The 16,751-nt window shown below is 67.3% G+C and carries 11 protein-coding genes; 3 read left to right on the plus strand and 8 right to left on the minus strand.

Going from position 1 to position 16,751, the window contains the following annotated elements; genetic code table 11:
- Positions 1–4: 4 nt before the first annotated feature.
- The 6 genes from EV646_RS39755 to EV646_RS01710 all read right to left on the minus strand — a co-directional run bounded on the left by EV646_RS39755 (position 5) and on the right by EV646_RS01710 (position 9,897).
- Positions 5–673, minus strand: a complete 669-nt coding sequence (locus tag EV646_RS39755) for an RNHCP domain-containing protein (protein WP_338419236.1) — start codon at positions 671–673, stop codon at positions 5–7.
- Positions 559–1,620, minus strand: a complete 1,062-nt coding sequence (locus EV646_RS01690; RefSeq protein ID WP_132143167.1) for a hypothetical protein — start codon at positions 1,618–1,620, stop codon at positions 559–561. Before EV646_RS01690 ends, EV646_RS39755 begins: the two co-directional genes overlap by 115 nt.
- The gene (locus EV646_RS40525) at positions 1,617–6,272 is read right to left on the minus strand and encodes an excinuclease ABC subunit UvrA (protein ID WP_132143169.1); all 4,656 of its coding nucleotides are present in this window, start codon (positions 6,270–6,272) and stop codon (positions 1,617–1,619) included. The genes EV646_RS01690 and EV646_RS40525 overlap by 4 nt, the downstream gene beginning before the upstream one ends.
- Before the next feature lie 14 nt (positions 6,273–6,286).
- Positions 6,287–7,363: a phosphotransferase enzyme family protein gene (locus EV646_RS01700; RefSeq protein ID WP_158290884.1), complete on the minus strand. Its 1,077-nt coding sequence runs from the start codon at positions 7,361–7,363 to the stop codon at positions 6,287–6,289.
- A 189-nt stretch (positions 7,364–7,552) separates the two neighbouring features.
- The gene (locus tag EV646_RS01705; protein ID WP_132143173.1) at positions 7,553–8,197 is read right to left on the minus strand and encodes a response regulator transcription factor; all 645 of its coding nucleotides are present in this window, start codon (positions 8,195–8,197) and stop codon (positions 7,553–7,555) included.
- The gene (locus EV646_RS01710) at positions 8,185–9,897 is read right to left on the minus strand and encodes a sensor histidine kinase (RefSeq protein ID WP_241995347.1); all 1,713 of its coding nucleotides are present in this window, start codon (positions 9,895–9,897) and stop codon (positions 8,185–8,187) included. Before EV646_RS01710 ends, EV646_RS01705 begins: the two co-directional genes overlap by 13 nt.
- A 163-nt stretch (positions 9,898–10,060) precedes the next feature.
- Between EV646_RS01710 and EV646_RS01715 the strand changes: the two genes are divergently transcribed.
- Positions 10,061–11,545, plus strand: coding sequence for a TRAP transporter substrate-binding protein (locus tag EV646_RS01715; RefSeq protein ID WP_132143177.1), 1,485 nt, complete (start codon positions 10,061–10,063; stop codon positions 11,543–11,545).
- Here the strand turns inward: EV646_RS01715 and EV646_RS01720 are convergent.
- Positions 11,517–13,037: a sensor histidine kinase gene (locus EV646_RS01720; protein ID WP_132143178.1), complete on the minus strand. Its 1,521-nt coding sequence runs from the start codon at positions 13,035–13,037 to the stop codon at positions 11,517–11,519. The two genes, EV646_RS01715 and EV646_RS01720, sit on opposite strands and share 29 nt — an antisense overlap.
- Positions 13,038–13,420: 383 nt before the next feature.
- On the opposite strand from EV646_RS01720, the gene EV646_RS01725 reads away from it, so the two are divergent.
- Together EV646_RS01725 and EV646_RS01730 are read left to right on the plus strand one after the other, a co-directional pair.
- Entirely contained in the window at positions 13,421–14,188 is a 768-nt protein-coding gene (locus EV646_RS01725) for an SDR family NAD(P)-dependent oxidoreductase (RefSeq protein WP_132143180.1), read from the plus strand.
- A gap of 41 nt (positions 14,189–14,229) precedes the next feature.
- Positions 14,230–15,267 carry a Gfo/Idh/MocA family protein gene (locus EV646_RS01730; RefSeq protein ID WP_132143182.1) on the plus strand — a complete coding sequence of 346 codons (1,038 nt, stop codon included), beginning with the start codon at positions 14,230–14,232 and terminating at the stop codon, positions 15,265–15,267.
- A gap of 84 nt (positions 15,268–15,351) precedes the next feature.
- Here the strand turns inward: EV646_RS01730 and EV646_RS01735 are convergent, their stop codons facing one another.
- On the minus strand, positions 15,352–16,659 hold the full coding sequence (locus EV646_RS01735) for an acyl-CoA dehydrogenase family protein (protein WP_241995141.1): 1,308 nt from the start codon (positions 16,657–16,659) through the stop codon (positions 15,352–15,354).
- Between the last annotated feature and the right edge of the window lie 92 nt (positions 16,660–16,751).

Consider the following 16,751-nt stretch of genomic DNA (forward strand, 5'->3'; position numbering starts at 1 on the left):
TCGCTTAGGCCTTTGTCTTGCGCGCCCTCGGCTTGCGAGTGGAATGCGAGCTGTTGCCGTTGCCCTCGGTCTCGAGTTCGGCGGCGAACGGGATGAACGGCATGGTCAGCGGCAGGGCCGCCAGCCGCATCAGGAGCAGGACGTTGTCGTCACCGGCGGTCTTGTTGAGACGGAGGCGGCCGCAGTTGGTGCAGCGGTGGATGAGGACCCAACGGCCCTCGCCGCGGACCGTGACCGCGATTGGTTCCATCCCGCCGGTGCAGTCGGCCTTGCGATCACCCGGGACGTTGCGGTCAAGATGCCGCGACCACAGGCAGCTCGGGCAATGGTTGCGATGGGTGGTTCCAGGGGCGTCGAGTGAAACCTCTACGCCACAATGCTCACAGCTGAACGAACGTGCGAATGCCAAACCAGAGAACCTTTCAGAGCGAAGCTGCGGGACAGAACAGACATCTGCTTCCCTCCTTCCGGTCCGCGCCGGCCCATCCAGCGCACTGCCGCCAGCACACCAGCAAGCGTTCGCCAGCGTCAATCGATTAACGGCACAGCGGGTTCTGGTCAGTAGCGGCGATTGCCACGTTTGCTGGAGGTGAAGCCGGCCGGCTCCTCGTTGCCGATCCAGTCGCCGTCGGCCAGTCGGCGGAGGCTGCATTCGAGGTCGAAGGTGAGCCATCGGGAGAGCTGCGGGTGGGCGTGGTGTTCCCAGAGACCGTAGGGGCCTCGAACTGTTTCGAGCCAGGTGACGAGGTCGCGTACGCGGCGGTCAGCGGCGGAGACGCCGCATCGGGAGGCGAGATCGAGGAGGAAGGCGGGATCGAAGGTGACGTAGAAGGTGATCTGTCCCATGGCCCGTTCGAGCCCGACCAGGCGGGAGACTTCCCAGCCGAGGGTCGATTCGTCTCGCGTCTCGCGGGCGAGGAGATGGTCGACGCCGATACGGGCGGCGTCCGATCGTCTCCGTTCGGGGTGCAGCGCGAAGCAGGCGACCACACCGGTCGTCGCCGAGCGGCATCCAGCGCCTCGTGGGAGTCGCCTGTAGTCCTTCTCCGGCGGCGACGGGCGTCCGGGACCACCGAGATCGGCTTTAGGTCCCGCCGGCCAGGAGCCGTCCGGCAGGCGTTCGCGGAGGAGCCACTCGTACGCGCGTTCCGCACCAGGGTCGGCGGCAAAGCCCGCAGCGGCGATACCCCGCAACGGTACGACGGTCTGCATGGTTACGAATCGCGGACCGTCGGCTAACGGCTGCCCTTTCCGTGCGGGCTGGTCGCTGTCGTCATCGAGCCATACCACTGCGGGTTCTGGACGGGACTGGCTCGGTGAGGGAGCCTGGGCGGGCCACGAGCCATCCGATTGTTGGTGGGCGAACATGGCCTCGACTGCCATGGACAGCTCGGGGCCCCTATAGCCGAGGTATGCGAGCTGGCACAGCAGGTAGCCGGCAGCTGTAGGACGGTTGCGCGCGGCTTCAAGCCGCGCGAGGAGCGACCGAATTGCAGCACTCTCGCGGATCTCGGCGCACGACGCCTGCACGTCGTCATCGTCGTGCGCGATTCCCTCGAGCTCGACGGCCGCGCGCCATTGCAGCGACGGCGACGGGTCTCCGAGTAGCAGAGTGTTCATGTGAGGACCTCGCGTATGAAGGGCGCGGTGGCAGTGTCGGCCTTGGCGAGTTCTTCGGGTGGGCCTTCGAAGACGGTCGCGCCGCCATGGGGTCCTGCACCGGGACCGAGTTCGATGAGCCAGTCACAGGTAGCGAGCAACATCGGGTCGTGCTCGACGACGAGCACGGTGTTGCCGGCGTCGACGATCGTGTCGATGGAGCGCGCGAGTACGCCGACGTCGGTGACCTGCAAACCGACGGTGGGCTCATCGAGTACGTAAAGAGTGCCGGCCTTCGTGGACCGAGCGAGTTCCTTGGCGAGCTTGAGCCGCTGGGCTTCGCCTCCCGAGAGACTCCAACCGGGCTGGCGGACGATCAGGTACCCGAGGCCGAGCGCGATGGCTGCGTCGCCAACACGGCGCACCCGGTCGATATCGCCCCACTCCTCGACGAGTTCTCCGATGGTGAGGGCCTCGATATCGGCGAGGCTGCGGCCCCGCTCGGCAAGCGCGGCGACCTCGCGGCGATAGCCCGAGCCGCCGCACGCCTCGCAGGTCTGCGTCACCGAAGGGAGGAACGACAAGTCCTCTTGCCAGGTCCCTTTGCCGCGGCAGGCGTCGCAGCGGTAGGCGAGGTCCTTCATCGTGATGCCCTGCTCGGTCGCCAGCTCGCTCGCGGCGAACGCCTGCCGGACGCCGTGAATCAGCCCGAGGAACATGCCGGGTGAGGTGATCTCGGCACGCGATTGGTCGACTACGACAGTGCGAGCGGGCGCGCCGGAGATGGCGTCGTGAACGCCGGGCTCAACGCGGACCACACCGTGGCCCGGGATGTCGGTCTTTGGTCGCGTCAGGCCCAGGGCGATCGTGTCGACGGCGAGCGAAGACTTGCCCGAGCCCGACACGCCACACACGCCGACGTGCACTCCGAGCGGGATGCCCAGGTCGAGGCCGCGCAGGTTGTTCTCCCGCGCGCCGGTGACCCGCATCCACCCTGCTGGCTCGCGGCGGTTGCGGCGAGGGATCGAGTTGCGTCCGTCGCGCACTGCTCGGGTGACCGACTCGACGCTGTCGAGGTCGACGAGCCGGCCGCCGGCTCGTCCGGGCCCGGGGCCGATCTCGATGACGTCGTCGGCGGCACGAATGAGTGTGGCGTCATGTTCGACGGCGATGACGGTGTTGCCGGCGTCACGCAACTCGGCCAGCGTGCGGGCGAGCGCGCGTACTTCTGAGGGATGCAGGCCGCGGGACGGTTCGTCGAGCAGGACGGTCATGCCGACGAGTCCGCCGCCCAGCGCCGAGGCCAGCTTGATCCGCTGCGCCTCCCCCGCGGACAACGTCCAGGTCGCACGGTTCAGATGAAGGTAGTCGAGCCCGACAGAGCGCAGGAATCCGAGGCGATGCAACGCAACTGCGCGAGCGTGCGCCGCGTGCTTGTCGTCTGGGTCGTCCATGGCCGCGAGTACGTCTTCGAGCTCGGCGAACGACGCCGAGAACAACTCGCTGCGATCGCGCCCCTCGAGACGAATCGTCAAGTACGGCGCACGCAGCCGTTTGCCGCTGCACTCCCGACACGGGAACACCGTGGTCTCCGTGCCGCCCACGTCGAGCTGGGCCCAATGATTGAGCCCGACCCAGGACGAGTCGCCGTACAAGACCGCATGACGCACTTCGTCACTCAGCTCCGACCACGGCGTGGTGCTCGGGTCGAACTCGTACCGCTCCGCAAGGGCTTGCAACACCTCGTTGCTGCCGGTTCCTTCAGGACAGAACCACGCCAGACTTCCGACGAAGCAGCGATCGAGCGGTACGTCGGGCCGCAAGATCACGCTGAAGTCGAACTCCCGCTCAACGCCGAGTCCCAGGCACTGCGGACAGACGGCCACGGGCGACCCCATGAGGTGACGCGGCTCGATCGGTACTGCGCTCGTCGCACAGTCGTCGCATACGCACGCTGCTTCCGGCGTCGGTGACGACCGGCGAACGTTCTCCCCACCGCACGCGAGGCATGAGCGCACACCGCCGCGTGCAAGGACGAGCGAGATGAGGCGGTCGAGATCGCTGGACCCGCCGACGGTCGTACGGGCGGCATCCCAGCGTCCAGGCCCACCCGGCGGGAACGTCGTACCGGAAGCGTCGATGCTTATCGTCGGGCCCAGCCCGGTGAGCGAGTCGACTGGGGCTTCCGGTCCTTCACGCACCGACTGGCGCTCGTACACCGACAGGCACTCGAGCAGCCGCCGATTGGCCTCCGCCGCGACAACGTCGCCGACCAACGACGACTTGCCCGAACCCGAGACGCCGGTCACGACCGTGAATCGGCCCTTGGCGAACTCGACGTCGATGCCCTGCAGGTTGTTGGCGCGGGCGCCCCGCACTCGGATGACGTCGCTAGAGCGCCGGCCGGCCCGCGGCTTGGCGCGGGGCGTCACCCTTGGTCGTTTCTCGGCAACGGGCGGGCCGCAGTGCTGAAGGCGTCCGCCATCAGGGCCACCGCCCGGGCCGAGATCGATGCGCCAGTCGGCGGAGGCGATCACGTCGGCGTGGTGTTCGACGACGACCACAGTGCAGCCATTGGCCGTCAGCTTGTCGAGCACAGTGAGCAGCCGGTTGAGGTCAGCGGGATGAAGCCCCGTAGTGGGCTCGTCGAGCAGCACAAGGTCGCCCGTCTTGGCCTTGGTCACCTCGCGGGCGAGGCGAACCCGTTGTGCTTCACCGCCTGACAGGCTCGGCGACGGTTGCCCGAGCGTGACATAGCCGAGCCCAACCTCCTGCAGGGTTTCGAGGATGTGCGTCACCGCCTGGTGCTCGACGAACAGCGCGCTGGCCTCGTCAACGCTCAACTCCAACACATCAGCGATCGACAGACCTTTCCAGGTCGCTTCGAGGACCTCGGGCCGGTAACGGCGGCCCTCGCAGTCCTCGCACGGCACCCAGATGGGCGCCAGCTCGCCGAGGCTGATGGCGACCGCTCCCATCCCCTCGCACTCGGGACAAGCCCCTTCGGCTCGGTTGAACGTGAACTCCGACGCGGACCGCCCGGTCTCGTTCGCGAACACGTCGCGGATGCGATCGAAGACCTTTGTGTACGTCGCGGGATTCGACCGCGGGTTGTTGCCCAGCGGCTTCTGGTCGACAGCGATCGCGCGTACGGCGGGCGCCTCGTACGTCGCGCAGCCGATCGGCGCGTGCGCTCGGATCGACGCCAACAACACGTCGCGAGCGAGCGTGGTCTTGCCGGCTCCCGACGGACCCGTGATGACGGTGAGCGCTCCGATCGGGATCTCGCAATCGACTCCGCGAAGGTTGCGCATGGTGGCGCCGCTGATGCCGATCCGCTGATCACCGATCGCACGGGGTGCGCGCCGTACCCGGGCCGGCGCCGAAAAGCCGCGGCCCGATGCGGTGTCGGCGCGCCACAGTTCGGCGGGCGTCCCCTGGAAGACGAGTTCGCCACCACCGCGGCCTCCGGCAGGGCCGATCTCGACGACATCGTCCGCCATGGCGATCGCGGCCCGGTCGTGCTCCACCATCAGCACAGGGCCTGGCAGCGACGCCATTGCATCGAGCAACGGTTTGAGATCGGTGTGGTGCAGCCCGATGGTCGGCTCATCGAGGACGTGCAGCAGATCTTCGAGCCTGCCTCCGAGAACGACCGCGAGCCGGGTCCGTTGCGCCTCTCCACGCGACAGCGTCGGCATCGACCGGTCGAGTGCGAGATGACCGAGCCCCAACGCGACCATCGGCCGCAGTCGCCGCAAGAGCTCATCCTGAATTCGCGCCGCACGCAGGCCGACCGGAAGTTGCTCGACGAACTCGAGGACCTCGCTCAGCGGGCGAGCCAGCAACTCGGGCAAGGTCATGCCGGCGATGCGATGTGATGACGTGTCCACCGCCGGGTCACGAAATGCCATCGGCTCCAGCGGCCGGACCCACTCCGAGCAGCTCGGGCAGATTGGCGTCCGCAGCACCGGCGCACCGTCGAGACGAACCTCGGGCGAGCCCAACGCGTCGGCACGCTCGAGGGCGGCGCGAACCTCCGCCGCGGACGCTCCCGCTTGGAGCGTGGCGACGCGTACGACGACATCGTGCGGAACCGCCGGGTCAAGCCTCGGCACGCGGCTCGACTTGGTTGCGGCCCACGGACAGCCGTCGATCGTGACCGCGTCGAAGCGACCACGCAGGCCGGCGAGGAGACGCGCGTGGCTCCGGCGAAGCCCGCGCGCCACCGCGACCTCCACCGCGAGGCTGCCCGTGGTCGCGAGCATGTCCAAGGCGATCGCGAGCCGCTCTTCGCGCGACACCGACCGAACCGCCACCTCGCACCGCGGGCAGGTGACGTCCGCGAATCGCGCGTACAGAATGCGCAGGAACGGGTGCAAACCAACCGACGTCGCCACAGTCGACGACGGGTTGACGTTCAGCACGTTCTGGGCAATTGCGACCGCGGGCCCCAAGCCCTCGATTCCGCGCACCTGCGCGGCCGGAACGCGTGCCCCTCGACGTCCGAGGGCGAACGACTCGGTCAACCGGCGCCGTGCCTCGGTGTAGACGACGTCGAACGCCAGCGACGACTTCCCCGAGCCGGACACACCGACGACGGCGGTTACACCGGGTCCGAACGTGACGTCGACATCAAGCAGGTTGTGCTCAGACGCGCCGAGAACCTTCATGCCGCGGACGCTGTCTATCTGCGGAACGCGGCTCTGGTCGCGGCTGCAGTGGAACTGAAGTACTCCGGTGGTTCGATGAAGGCCCACTCGTCGAACGTCACGCCGTTGGCGATTGCACGCCGGTAGCCGAAGCAAACGAGGTACAGCGGTCGGATGTACATCACCGCTTCGAGTCGGTCGAGTTCGTCGTCGGTCAGCTCGACGTGCCGGCGGTAGGCGTTCACGGCCGCGTCGATGCACTCTTCGTTGGCGAGTCTCGAAGGAGACCAGTGCCCGGTGCCCCAGATCAAGTACGCGAAGTCGGCGAGGCGCGGTCCGCGTCCAGACGCCTTCCAGTTGATCGCCACTGGTCCTCGCTCGCCGACGACCACATGATCGGGGGCGTGCAGGAGGTTGCCGTGGAGCAAGCCCTCGGGAAGGCCGTCACCATCATCGGCCGAGCGCACCTGGTCCCGGAGCTGCTCGAATCGCTCGCGATCGGCCGTACCGACCTTCGTGTCCACCGCGTCGAGAAACGACAGGGCGGCCAGCAGGTCCTGACGCGGGGTCCCTTGACGGCTGGGGTCCTCGCCACTCGCCCCACCGGGCCGGCCGACGGACTCGTCGAGTGGCAACGCGTGCAGCCGTCCGAGCAGGTCACCCATGATGGCGAACTTCTCGGCACCACTGGGAAGTTGGACTCCTTCGACGAACTGACTCACGAGGACCGCGCTTCCGTCGAAGTCAGACACCGCGTCGTCGACCGCAAGACGCTCCGCGGGGAAGTCGTGCCGCTCCAGGAATCGCAGGATCGCGGCGTCCCCTTCAACGCCGGTCCTCGGACGCGCGGGAGGAAACGCACGCGCGATCCACGGCTCGCCGTCATTCCTGTCGATGCGGAACACGTAGGTCTTATGCACACTGACCTTCGTCGCCGCGACTGCGTCGATGCCGTAGCGATCCCTCAGGTGGGCGAGCAGTCGCTCAGCAACCGGCTCATGGTGCATTCGAGTACTGAGACCCTCGAGATCGGTCAGCGCCTCGGTATAGCGCTGCCCCGTCTCCGCAGCGTGACGCCGTACAACCTTCTTGAAGTTGCTGTCCCTGGTCACGACAAGCCTCCTCATCACACCCTCGTCCCCCAGCGACGCGGTGTTGAGAGATGGCCTGCTGACATCCATGACCGAGAGGGCAACTCCCCTTCGCCAATGGAACCCCGACTGGGGCGGATGTCCCACAGCTCGGCGACCGGTCGGCGCCGTCCCGCCAATCTCCCCGACCCGCGTCGCGCTTGTCAACCCTCAGCCGCGGAGGGCGGTGAGTACGGCGAGGACTCGGCGGTTTACGTCGGCTGACGGCTCCAGTTGGAGCTTGCGGAACAGGTGCGCGCAGGCCGCCTCGACGGTGCGCTCGCTGATGTGGAGTTCGCCGGCGATGGCCGAGTTGGACCGTCCCTCCGCCATCAGCGCCAGAATGTCTCGCTCCCGGCTCGTGAGCTGAGTCAGGGGTGAGTCCGGACGCCTTCGCCGCATCAGTCGCGCGACGATGGTTGGGTCGAGGACGCATTCGCCGTCGGCGACCCGCCGGAGTGCGTCTACCAGTACGGCGATGTCGGACACGCGTTCCTTGAGCAGATAGCCGACACCGCCGGGCTGATCCGCGAGCAGCCGCTGCGCATACCGGCTCTCGACGTACTGGCTCAGCACGACCACTGCCGTGTCGGGGTATCGCTCGCGGATCTGACGAGCCGCGACCAACCCTTCGTCGGTGTGGGTCGGCGGCATCCGGATATCGACGATGGCGGCGTCCGGCTTGCCGAGTGCGACCAAGCGCAACAGTTCGTCGGCGTCAGCGGCCTCACCGATGACCTCGATGCCAGTATCACCGAGCAGCCGCGCGATGCCCGAACGGATCAGCATGACGTCGTCCGCGATCACGACTCGCATGGGATCACCGCCGTCAGGACGTACCGGCCGGCCTCGGGATCCGACCAGGTGAGCTGTCCGCCGACGGCACCGACCCGATCGCCGATCGCCGTGAGATCCGGTGTCCGGATGGTCGCCGACTCCGTCTCCACCTTGACGATCAGCGACTCCGCGACCTGGCGGACCTCAATCCGGCAGCGCGTGGCGGCAGAGGGCGGTACGACGCTGTCGACCGCGGCAGCGACGGTCGCATAGGCAGCCATCGCCACCTCCGGAGCCAAAGCGTCAGTGAAGTGCATCGTGAGGTCCGCCGGTACGTCGGATGCCGCCACGAGCTCGACGAGCGCCTGCTCCAGACCCTCCGCGGCGAGCATGGCGGGAAAGACTCCGTGCGCCAGCCGACGCAACTGGCTGAGAGCATCGCCGACCTTGTTCTCCACCCTCTCGATCCTGATGCGCGCCTCCTGGTCGGCCTCGGCCCGGGCGATCCGCAACTGGAGACCTACGCCGACCAGCCGCTGCTGCGCGCCGTCGTGCAGATCTCGCTCGATCCGGCGGCGCTCGCCGTCCGATGCGGCGACGACCCGGCGCTGCGAGGCTCGCACCTCCGCAAGCCGCGCGAGAGCGACCGTCGACAACTGTGCGTTGCGAAGGGCCAACCGGGTGACCGGGGACAGGACCGCCAGTATCTCCGCCGGGTCCACGCTGCGAGCGATGACGAGCCGGACGGTCGGCTCCGAGCCGTCCGTCAGGACGACAGCTCCGGCCGGTTCGGGTAGGTCCACGACAGCAGCGCCGGACGCGTCGAGCCACCGGTCTTCGCCCGGGACTGCGAACTGAACATCGACCACGGGTCCGCGCAGTACGGACTCCGGCGACAGACCGGTCACCAGCCTGTCGACCGCGGCGCGGGTCCGAAGAACACGAAGATGCAGCAAGCACACCGACGCCCCGACGACAGCGACGGCAAGCGGCTCCAATGGGAGTCTGGCGGTGGAAGGCTCGGTGCTCCCGAAGGTCAGCCACCGGATGGCGCTCAGCCCTCCGAGCGCAGCCAGCGCAGCGACCGCCGCGACGCTCACCAGCCGGGATATTCGGGTCCTCGGAGTCGCTGCGACAGCCAGTCCCCCGATCACAGCGATAGTGACGATCGCCGCCGCGGTGATCGCCGTCAGGGCGCGTGTCCCGACCAGCCCGCCGAGAGCTGGGGCGAGGTCGGCACAGATCTGGGTGCAGCCCGGATCCGCGAAGGGGTCGTAGGCCAGCACATGAAGGCCGGCGGCAACGACGGCGATCCCGGCGATGACCGTCACGAGCCGGTTCGCTCGTGGCTCTGCTCTGGCGGGCCAGAGCAGAGCCGTGGCTGCGATCGCCGCCACGACCAACGGTGTCGTCGCGAGAGTAGCGGCGCGCAACGAGTCCGGCAGCCACTCTTGCGGGGCCCACAGCGGCAGGACGGCCGCAACGCCGGCCAGCGCGAGCGCTGCTGAGGCGGGGCCGCTGTGCGAGCGTGCCGCCCAGGCCCCGGCGACGGAGATCGTGGCGGCCACAGCGACGACCAGGACATACCAGGCCGGCAGCCGCTGGACCTGAGGTGAGTTCGGGTCGTCGAGCGCGAACGGCAGGACGCAGACCACCACGACCGCGGCCGCCAGCACCGTCGCGGACACAACCATGCCCGCACTGCGTGCCGCTACCACCGGACCCGCCCCCGCCATCATGGTCACGCTTCCCATTGTGCGCTTGTGAAGTCACAGTTGGGTGCAGTGGTAGCCACATTCGATCTCCGTGCCAGCACGGTCGGCAGACGAGGCCGCCGCTCCTAACGTCCGGAGTACCGGATGCAGCTCAGCGTCCGATTCTCTGGACGTCGAGGGGGAACCCATGAACGTACTGCGCAAACGCGGCCTCAGCTACGGCCTCGTCGCCATCATGCTGATGGCACCGCTTGGCTGTAATGGCGCGAAGCCAGTCGACAAGGCCGGTGGGGACAGCGCCGTACTGACGCTGGCCACCATCGACGACGTGAACAACAACGGTCAGTCGTTCGGTCCGCAAGCCTTTGTCGACAACCTCCGCACGGTGTCCGGCGGCCGGCTGAAGGTCGAGATCAAGACCAACTACGGCAATGGCGACGCAAAGGCCGAATCCGCCATCGTGAAGGCGATCGCGGCCGGCGAGATCGACGGTGGCTGGCCATCGACGCGGGCCTTCGCGGGGGCCGGTATCACCAGCCTCAGGGCCGTCGAGGCACCGATGACCATCACCAGTTATGCCGCGGAGAAGCAGTTGGCGACCGCACCGGTCGCCAAGTCCCTGCTCGCCACCTTGGACAGCACCGGTGTCGTCGGCCTCGGACTGGCGGTCGGACCGCTCCGCCGGCCGTTCGCCGCGAAGAAGCCGCTGCTCGGACCGGCTGACTGGACGGGTGCGCGGTTCCGGACCTACAACTCGCCCGTGCAGGAGGAGGCCGTCCGGGCGTTGGGCGGTACGCCGGTGAACTTCGGGCTGGACTGGGGCGCCGAGATCTACGCCGGTCGTCTCCGTGGCGCCGAGTTCGACGTCCCGCAGTACGCCAAAACCGACACCGCTGCCGCCCCCCAGGTCACCGCCAATGTCGTGCTCTGGCCGAAGGTCTTCGTCCTGAGCTTCAGCCGGCAACGGTTCGAGGCCCTGACCGACCAGCAAAGAAGCTGGATCCGGGATGCGGCGGAGCGGGCGACGAAGACCTCTGTCGACGCCACCTACGAGGAGTCGACCATCGCCGGCGACATGTGTAGCAGCGGTGTCCGTTTCATCAGCGCTGCACCAGGCGAGGTCGCGGGCCTGCGCAGGAAACTGCAGCCTGTACTCGACCGGCTTGCGGCCGATCCGAAGACCGGGCCGATGCTGAAGGACATCCAGGCCATCGCGACGGCCAATCCCCTGGCTGACGTCCCGAACGTGCCGGAGGCCTGCCGGCAGACGGGTAAGGAAGCTCCTGTTACCAAGATCCCTCAGCAGGTCTCCGCGCTTCCGAACGGCGTCTACCGGGTGGAACTCACCGTCCAGGACGTCCTGGCCGCAGGTCTGGACAACGGCGACGGAAATTCGGGGACCTGGACCATGACTGTTCGGAACGGAACGTTCGAGGTCCGGTGCCGGCCTATCGGCGAGTCAAACGACGACTGCGGTGGCACCATCACCGACGCTGCGCTCGCCAGTGGAGATCTCCGCGGCTCCGGTCACCAGGTCTGGCTCGTGCCCAAGGGGAAGGACCAGCCGGTCCGGCTCACCTGGGCGGTCGACGGCAACACTCTCGTTTTCAGTGAGTCATCCGCCTCAAAGGGGGCCGAGATGATCATCGAGCCGTGGCAGAAGATCGGTTAGCCGGCCGGCGCCGACACGGGACGGTGGCAGTCACCGTCGTACCGGCTCCGGGTGGACTGACCACCCGGAGCCTGCCGTCGAGGACGGCTAATCGGTCGGACAGGCCGGTCAACCCCGACCCGGAAGCGTCGGCTCCACCGCGCCCATTGTCGGTGATGGTGGCCTCCAGCAGATCGCCGTACCGGCGTACGTCGATCGTGATCCGGCCGGCCTCGGCGTGCTTGGCCGCATTGGCCAATGCCTCTGAGCAGACGTAGAACAACGCGGTCTCGGCGTCTGCGTCACCGGCAGAGTCGTCGCTGTAGCTGATCGCCACCTCGGCCGGGGCTCGTGCCGCGAGGATCTGAAGAGCATCGTGCAGCCGCCCCTCCCCCAGCGTGGCGGGTGGAATGCCTGCCACCAGGTCGCCGATCTCTGCGATCGCCGTAGCGAGTTCTGCCGCCACGATGTCCAGGGCGGTGTCTCTCCCGCTGACTTGCACTTCGGCCAGTTCAGCTTGGGCGTCACGCAAGAGGGCTGCCACGTTCTGCCCCAGTTCCTCCGCCACTTCCTCCCGTTGGCGGTCCGCGGCTGCAACGACCCGGGCTCGTGCTGCCTCCAGCTCGCGCAGCCGGGAGAGCTGCTCGTCCTGCAACCGGATGTTCGTCACCGCCAGCCTGACGGCTGTCTCGACCGCCCGGGCTGTGAGCGGATCCTCCAGCGCCGCCGACTGATGCGCGATCACAGCCACCGGATGCCCGGCCTCGTTCACCGTGAGCACTTGCCGGTCTGCCCGCCCCATTTGGTCCGGCCAGCGGTGGACTGTGAGGCTTGGATCGCCGAGCGCCTCCCCGAGTACCAAGGCGAAGCCGTCGAGTCCGGTCAACGGTCGACTAACCAGCACCGCGTCAGCGAGCCGTCGACGTACTCGCAGCGCCGACCAGTACGCGACGGGAAAGGTCACAGCGACCAGTCCGAGGACGACTTCATAGTCGAGGAGGGCGAGCGCCGGATCGAACGATTCCTGGACTCGAGCGACCGACCAGCTGACGCCAAGCGTCACCGCCACCGCGCCGGCTGCCGTCACCGGATACCAACGAGCACTTGGCGGGCGCATCGCGGCGCATACGGCGACCAGAGCGAAGAGCAGAGCCACCCCGGGTTGTGGGACGAGACCGACAGCAACTACTCCGGCGAGAGCTGCCACCAGCCAGGCGAATCGGCCGCGGATCTGGCCAGTCGGAAACGCCATCAACGCCACCGCGAGCACCGCCTGATGGAGCGAGAGGGTCTGCACGAAGACAGATCCGAGCAGCCAGGCACCCCCTACGGCGGCAACCATTGCCCGCTGACGAGAAGGCCCGATGGGCAAGGCCCCGGCGACGATGAAGACGACACCAACAGCGACGTCCACAGCCATCCGCCAGCCGTCGACCTGCGCCGCCAGGTCTGCTCGCACGGCCAGCATCACCAGCGCACCAGTTGCGACCACCCCAGCCGCGAGCCTGACCATGCATCCGACTGTCACCCGACCGGACCCCAAGAGCAAGTCCCACCAGGACCCGCCGGACCGGCGGCGGGATGGACTACCTGATCCGCATCCCGGAGACGGCTCTCCTTCTGGCTCGAACTTGAAGAACTGCGGACGTCTCTCAACGGTCTCGAAACTCGCAAGTCAGACCTCGAGAAGCAGCTGGGAGAAGAACGAAAGAGACTTCAATGTCGTTGCTCGGTCCTGGATGATCTCAGCATGCAGCTCGACGACAAGGTCTGGGAATTGACGTGCCCAGGGCTGCGCACACGGCGAGTTGATGCACCCCGCCCTGCCTATTACGTACCCCGACCCGGCCCTTCGTTGGTAGATCCCGCGAGCTGTCGTCCCACAGAAAGGACACCATGAACGCCCTGCAGAAGTTCTCCCTCGAGGGCAAGGTCGCTCTCGTCACCGGCGGCAGCCGGGGCCTTGGACGCGCGATGGCCGAAGCGCTCGGCGATGCCGGTGCGGCGGTAGCGGTCACAGCGCGAACGCTCGCATCGGCCGATGCCGCCGCCAAGGAGCTGAGCGAGCTCGGCATTCGCGCGTACGGCGTACAGCTCGAGGTGTCCGATGTCGAGGACGTCGAACGTGCGGTCGAGCAGGTGAGCACCGAGTTCGGCGAGATCGATGTGTTGCTCAACAACGCCGGCATCGGCGTCGCCGGTCGGGCCTTCGAGACGCCCGATTCCGCATGGCATGACGTGTTCTCCACCAATGTCGACGGGGTCTGGTACTGCAGTCGTGCGGTCGGACGCCGGATGGCGGAGCGGGGTGGAGGCACGATCGTCAACGTCGGCTCCATGTCGGCCGAGATCGTCAACCAGCCGCGCTGGCAGGCGTCGTACCTGTCGTCCAAGGCCGCCGTCCATCAATTGACCAAGGCGTTGGCGGCGGAGTGGGCGCCGTACGGGATCCGCGTGAACGCGATGGCGCCGGGATACTTCCTCACCGAGATGTCGCCAGTCGACCAGCCGGAGTTCAAACAGTGGTGCGTCGATCCCGCTGCCATGAAGCGCTATGGGCTGCCGCCAGAGCTGGGGCCGGTGGCAATCTTCCTGGCGAGCGAGGCGTCCAGCTTCATGACCGGCTCGATTGTCAAGGTCGACGGGGGCTTCACCTTGTTCTGAGCCGGCTTCCTCATCACTACTGCGTTCCTGAAGGGTCTTTCATGGTAACGATAGGCATCGTTGGCGCCGGACTGCGCGGGAGGCTGTTCGCCGAGGCTCTCCAGGGCCAGCCGGACGTCACCGTCGTCGGCCTCGCGGAGCCCTCGGCCAAGGTGGCCGAGGAGGCGAGGGGCGCCACGGGTCTACCTCTCGTCGCGTCGCACCCCGAGTTGCTCGAGGCATTCGATCCGGACGCTGTGATCGTGGCGACCCCTGACTTCGCCCATCGCCAGATTGCCGTCGACGTGGCCGAGGCCGGTAAGCATCTGCTGATCGAGAAGCCGGTCGCCACCAACCTGGACGACGCCCTTGCCATCGCCGCGGCGGTTCACCGCTCGGGCGTTCGATGCCTCGTCGGCTTCGAGAACCGTTGGAACCCGCACGTGGTGCAAGCCAAAGCGGCGATCGCGTCCGGGAGCCTTGGCGAGCCGATCACGGCATCAGCCACCCTGAGCAACTCCTTCTTCGTGCCGACCACCATGCTGTCGTGGGCGGCTCAGTCGTCGCCGGCCTGGTTTCTCATGCCGCACACCCTCGACCTCGTACTGTGGCTCACCGGCAGGAAGCCCGTATCGGTGAGCGCGGTGGGATCTCGTGGTGTCCTCGCCAAGCGCGGCATCGACACCTGGGACGTGGTGCATGCCCTGGTCACCTTTGACGACGGATCGACTGCGACGTTCTCATCGGCGTGGACGCTGCCGGATGCCGGTGACGGCATCGTCGACTTCCGGTTCCAGGTGATCGGCACCGAGGGGTCCGTGACCGCGGATCTGTCGCATCAGGGCCTCACCGTGGTGAGCGACAAGTACCGGTCAGCGTGGCCGGTCTCCGGTCGGATCGGGCGATCACAGGTCGGCCCTGCCGTATGGATGGTTCAGGACTTCGCGGCGGGACTCGTCGACGGCGGCGAACTCGGGCCGGGCATCGACCACGGCGTACTGGTCACGGAGATCATCTGCGCGATCGAGGACTCGATCAACACCGGACAGACCGTGGACCTGAGCGTTCCGATCACCCAGCCCACGGGCCGCGCCCGATAAGCCGCCAACCGACGTAACGCCCGACCCGAAGATAACGAAGAACCACTCCCCCAACTGGCCGCAGCCAATGGCGAGCACAAACTCCTACCTGATGCGCATGCCGGAGATGGCTCGGGCAATTACCAGGCGTTGGATTTCGCTGGTGCCTTCGAAGATGGTGTAGATCTTGGCGTCTCGGTGCATGCGTTCGACTGGGTATTCGCGGGTGTAGCCGTTGCCGCCGAGGATTTGGATGGCTTCTTCGGTGACGCGAACGGCCACCTCGCCGGCCTTCAGCTTTGCCATGGAGCCTTCGCCGTGGCGGTAGTCGGGGGTTTCGCCGCGCATCAGGGCTGCGGACATGTTGGCGGCGCGCCACACGAGTAGGCGGGCGGCGTCGATTTCGAGGGCCATGTCGGCGAGTTTGAAGGCGATGCCCTGGTTGTCGATGATCGGGCGGCCGAATTGTTCGCGGGTCTTGGCGTACTCCAGCGCCACCTCATAAGCGGCCCGCGCGATGCCGATCGCCTGGGCGCCGACGATGTGGCGGGTCATCTCGAAGGTGGCCATCGATGCGTTCCGGTTCCGGCTCTCCCCCGAGCGTGCGCGAGCCAGCCGCTCGTCCAACTTCTCCTTGCCGCCCAAAACATTCGCAGCAGGGATGCGGACGTTGTCGAAGAAGACATCCGCGGTGTGCGACGCCCGCAGCCCGTGCTTCCGCAGCTTGGTCCCCTGCTCAAGACCACGAACCTCAGACTTCGGTACGACGAACGCCGCCTGCCCCTTCGTCCCCAGCGACGGGTCAACGGTCGCCACCACCACGTGGATGTCGGCGATCCCGCCGTTCGTCGCCCAGGCCTTCTGCCCGTTGATTACCCACTCGTCAGTACGAGCGTCGTACGTCGCCCGCGTACGAATCGCGGACACATCCGAACCAGCCCCAGGCTCCGAAGAGCAAAAGGCCGCGACGCGAACGTCGTCCGGAGTTCCGTAGCAGCGGCCCATCCATTGGCTCCACTGCTCAGGCGTGCCGTTGGAGAAGATCGCGGACGACGCCAGCCCGGTCCCCTTCAGCGACATCCCGATCCCGGCGTCACCCCAGAACAGCTCCTCGTGGACCAACGGCATCAGCAGCCCAGTCGGGTCCACGAACAAGTTCACATTCATGTCCAGCCCATACAGACCGACCTTCGCGGCCTCCTGGATGACCGGCCAGGGCGTCTCCTCGCGCTCGTCCCACTCGGCGGCGGCCGGGCGGATCACGTCGGCGGCGAAGGTGTGGGCCCAGTCGCGGATCTCCTGCTGCTCGCTGTTCAAAGCGAGCGAGAAGTGGCTCCAGCCCGGCTTCGAGCGCTCGGCGCCGAGTTCGCCGGCCAGCGCCATCACGTCGGCGGAGACAACAGGGTCACTCATCAACATCCTCCAACCACAACAGCCACACGATCGGCATCGAGCACGAGGGCAATGTTACCGACGAGTGTAACCGTCGTTTGCACCAACGGGTA

This window comes from Kribbella antiqua, assembly GCF_004345665.1.
In the GTDB taxonomy this organism is placed as follows: domain Bacteria; phylum Actinomycetota; class Actinomycetes; order Propionibacteriales; family Kribbellaceae; genus Kribbella; species Kribbella antiqua.

Bases quoted from the DNA above. Each gene is read 5' to 3' on its own strand.
- EV646_RS01735 (WP_241995141.1), bottom strand. From the start codon at position 16,659: ATGAGTGACCCTGTTGTCTCCGCCGACGTGATGGCGCTGGCCGGCGAA.
- EV646_RS39755 (WP_338419236.1), bottom strand. From the start codon at position 673: ATGGCTCACCTTCGACCTCGAATGCAGCCTCCGCCGACTGGCCGACGG.
- EV646_RS01705 (WP_132143173.1), bottom strand. From the start codon at position 8,197: ATGCGAGTCGTGATCGCGGACGACGTCATGCTGATCCGTTCGGGCATC.
- EV646_RS01715 (WP_132143177.1), top strand. From the start codon at position 10,061: ATGAACGTACTGCGCAAACGCGGCCTCAGCTACGGCCTCGTCGCCATC.
- EV646_RS01710 (WP_241995347.1), bottom strand. From the start codon at position 9,897: ATGATGGCGGGGGCGGGTCCGGTGGTAGCGGCACGCAGTGCGGGCATG.
- EV646_RS01690 (WP_132143167.1), bottom strand. From the start codon at position 1,620: ATGAACACTCTGCTACTCGGAGACCCGTCGCCGTCGCTGCAATGGCGC.
- EV646_RS01730 (WP_132143182.1), top strand. From the start codon at position 14,230: ATGGTAACGATAGGCATCGTTGGCGCCGGACTGCGCGGGAGGCTGTTC.
- EV646_RS01725 (WP_132143180.1), top strand. From the start codon at position 13,421: ATGAACGCCCTGCAGAAGTTCTCCCTCGAGGGCAAGGTCGCTCTCGTC.
- EV646_RS40525 (WP_132143169.1), bottom strand. From the start codon at position 6,272: ATGAAGGTTCTCGGCGCGTCTGAGCACAACCTGCTTGATGTCGACGTC.
- EV646_RS01720 (WP_132143178.1), bottom strand. From the start codon at position 13,037: ATGGTCAGGCTCGCGGCTGGGGTGGTCGCAACTGGTGCGCTGGTGATG.